We start from the raw sequence: 3055 nt of genomic DNA, 5'->3' as shown, positions 1-3055 counted from the left end.
CCCGTTCAGCGAAGCGCAGTTCAAGACGCTGAAGTACCGGCCCGACTTTCCAGACCGGTTCGACTCGATCGAGGCCGCCCGCAGGCACTGCCAGGTCTTCTTCGGCTGGTACAACGACGAACATCGCCATACCGGGCTGGGCTTACACCTTCCCGCCGACGTGCACTACGGCACCGCTGTCATCATCCGCGCCAAGCGCGCCGGCGTGCTAAACGCCGCTTACGACGCACACCCGGAACGGTTCGTCAGCAAGCCGCCCGAGCCACCGAAACTGCCCAGCGGCTCGTGGATTAACAAGCCCGACGACACCGAGGAGGCCACTCAGTAAATACCGCTCGACGGTGCCTCATTCAGGTTGACAAATTCCGCCGGTGGATTCAGACCCCAACTACACCCTCGATTGTGAAGAGCCACTTTCACTTGGCACTGACGGGCGATAGTAGCTACACGCTGCTCTCCGCGCCAATACCGCTCCAGCAAATCGGTGGCGGCTCGCCCCTTATTTACTGACAACTGCGATCGTATGTTTTGCAGATCGCTTGTCTCGTGGCGCTTGACTTCCCCGGCGTGGCGCCAGGAAGAGGCCCCAGCCGAGGGTGCGTCGGGCCGTGCTGGCCCCAACGCACCAACCAACAACGCCGACCATTTGCCGGGTAGCAAATCAGCCGCCGCCGCAAAGGACCTTCATTCGTTCGTCCTTGGCGTTGGCATCGTTGATCGCGGCCCGCGATTCGGGATCGTCGCGACGCGCAAAGCTACCCACGGCATTCGCATTGGTAAACGCTTCGGCAAGTGCCAGTGCGGCGGCGCGATCGCCGGCCGGGAGCGCCGGAGCTGCATCGACTGCTTGTTGGATCATTACCGATCCGTTCACCAGGGCAGCCACCGCCAACGCCTGGTTGTCGCCATTGGTTTGTATTTGAACTTGACGCGCCGCCAGCTTGTACACCTCACACAACTTCTGGTGCGCGGCGGCGACTTCAGCGGCGGTGTATGTCGGTGCAGCGGAGGTTCCCGGGGCTGCGGCCGGGATTCCGCTCGTCGTAGTGCGTGTCAGCGCCACGATCAAAGCTGCTGCGCCCACGGCAATGGCGATGGCGAAGCCCACAGCTTGCCAAACGCGCGAGCCTGTCCCGGGCTGCGTGGGATGGGGCGGTGTCCATCGGCCGGTCGGGGGCGGGAGGGTCGTCACCCCACGGAAGGCTATTCCAACTGCTGCCTAGGCGCACTCCAGTGCCTGTTAGACCACGTCGATGCCGAGGACAGCTATGGCTGCCGCCACGCCGCCACCGGGCGAGACGACCGATGCTCCCGATGTCCGTTTTCAGACGTGAATGGCGACAACCCGTGCAGTAGAGCAGAATTCGCGCGTGGCTCCCTTGGCGGTCAACCCGGATGTGATGTTCACCGCACGTAGCCCGGGTAGCTGCGAAGAGCCATCACCAGCGGCACCACGGCGGAAGTTGTCAACCTGAATGAGGCACCGTCGAGCGGTATTTACTGAGTGGCCTCCTCGGTGTCGTCGGGCTTGTTAATCCACGAGCCGCTGGGCAGTTTCGGTGGCTCGGGCGGCTTGCTGACGAACCGTTCCGGGTGTGCGTCGTAAGCGGCGTTTAGCACGCCGGCGCGCTTGGCGCGGATGATGACAGCGGTGCCGTAGTGCACGTCGGCGGGAAGGTGTAAGCCCAGCCCGGTATGGCGATGTTCGTCGTTGTACCAGCCGAAGAAGACCTGGCAGTGCCTGCGGGCGGCCTCGATCGAGTCGAACCGGTCTGGAAAGTCGGGCCGGTACTTCAGCGTCTTGAACTGCGCTTCGCTGAACGGGTTGTCATCAGAGACATGCGGACGCGAATGCGACTGTGTGACACCAAGGTCGGCGAGCAGCAACGCTACCGGCTTGGAGGTCATCGACGAGCCCCTGTCGGCGTGGATGGTCAACTGGTCACGGCCGATGCCCTGCTTGGTGCATGTCTGGCGGATCAAAACCTCTGCAAGCGCGGCACTTTCGCGGCTGGCGACCATCCATCCGACCACGTAGCGCGAGAAGATGTCCAAGATCACGTACAGGTAGTACCAGCTCCATTTGGCCGGGCCACGCAGTTTGGTGATATCCCAGCTCCACACCTGGTTGGGCGCCAAGGCGACCAGCTCGGGTTTGACCGTCGCCGGGTGGGTGGCCTGGCGGCGGCGCTCCCGGCTCTCACCGGCTTGGCGTAGCAGCCGGTAGAAGGTCGATATCGAGCCGAGGTAGCGGCCTTCATCGAGCAAGGTGGCCCACACCTCGGTCGGCGAGATGTCCACGAACCGCTCGCTGTGCAACTCATCGAGGATCGCGGCCCGCTCGGCGGCCGACAACGCCCGCGGCTGCGGCCGATCTTTGTGCGGGACCGGCCGCGGCCGCTGCGCAGGCGGGCTTTGCCGGTGCCGGCGGTAGTAGCTGGCCTGGGCCACACCCACGGCATCGCAGGCGCCCCGCACGCCGATCTCCGGCGCCAGCTCGGCGATCATGGCGTCGCTCACTTCCTCGACCCGTTCTCGGGCTCCGCGCTCTCGGAGAGCGTCTCCAAGAGCGCGTGCAGTTTTGCCTGGACATCCACCACGAAGCGGGCCTTGGCCAGCTCCTGCTCCAGTTGGCGTTTCTCGGCCTCCAGCTGGGCGATCCGCTCACCTTGTGGGTCGCGCCGCTTGCGTCCACGCGGGGCAGCCAACCCCGCCAACGCGCACGCGTCGCGGGCCCGCCGCCACTCAACGATGTGGCTGGAATACAGGCCCTCACGGCGCAGCAACGCGCCCTTCTCACCCTCGGCCGCAGCCTCATAGGCCGCCAAGATCTCCAACTTGTACTTGGCGGTGAACGTCCGCCGTTTCGCCCGCTCGGGCACCTGCGGATCGGGCCGCTGGGTACTATCGCCATCCACCCGACCAGGATCATCGATCCCTACCGGGGGGGCCAATACGGTCACCTTGCTCGTCATCTCGGGGAAACTCTCCATCCCCGCCCTCGGGTCACTAATTATCAGGGGGCGAGTGCCTCACCCAAGGTTGGCAGAGAGGG

3 protein-coding genes and 1 pseudogene are annotated in these 3055 nt (G+C 64.6%); 1 reads left to right on the top strand and 3 read right to left on the bottom strand.

Going from position 1 to position 3055, the window contains the following annotated elements; genetic code table 11:
- The coding region (locus B4U45_RS28495) for an integrase core domain-containing protein (protein WP_219859591.1) at positions 1 to 328 on the top strand (328 nt) is incomplete at its 5' end.
- 86 nt (positions 329 to 414) lie between these two features.
- Here B4U45_RS28495 and B4U45_RS29715 read toward each other — a convergent pair.
- From B4U45_RS29715 to B4U45_RS28485, 3 genes and pseudogenes are all read right to left on the bottom strand, one after another.
- A pseudogene (locus B4U45_RS29715) lies at positions 415 to 660 on the bottom strand (DUF5631 domain-containing protein); the annotation flags it as partial.
- A gap of 1 nt (position 661) precedes the next feature.
- Positions 662 to 1192 (bottom strand): hypothetical protein, encoded by a 531-nt coding sequence (locus tag B4U45_RS28490; protein ID WP_083156590.1) that lies wholly within the window; start codon positions 1190 to 1192, stop codon positions 662 to 664.
- Between the two features lie 305 nt (positions 1193 to 1497).
- Positions 1498 to 2918 (bottom strand): IS3 family transposase gene (locus B4U45_RS28485; RefSeq protein WP_423734687.1). Its coding sequence is split into 2 segments (ribosomal slippage): positions 1498 to 2585 and positions 2585 to 2918, totalling 1422 coding nucleotides; the frame shifts between segments, so codons are not numbered across the junction.
- Positions 2919 to 3055 lie beyond the last annotated feature (137 nt).

This window comes from Mycobacterium persicum, assembly GCF_002086915.1.
Classification (GTDB): Bacteria; Actinomycetota; Actinomycetes; order Mycobacteriales; family Mycobacteriaceae; genus Mycobacterium; species Mycobacterium persicum.
Note: the sequence above shows the minus strand (reverse complement) of the source record. Positions and strands in the feature narration are given on the sequence as shown.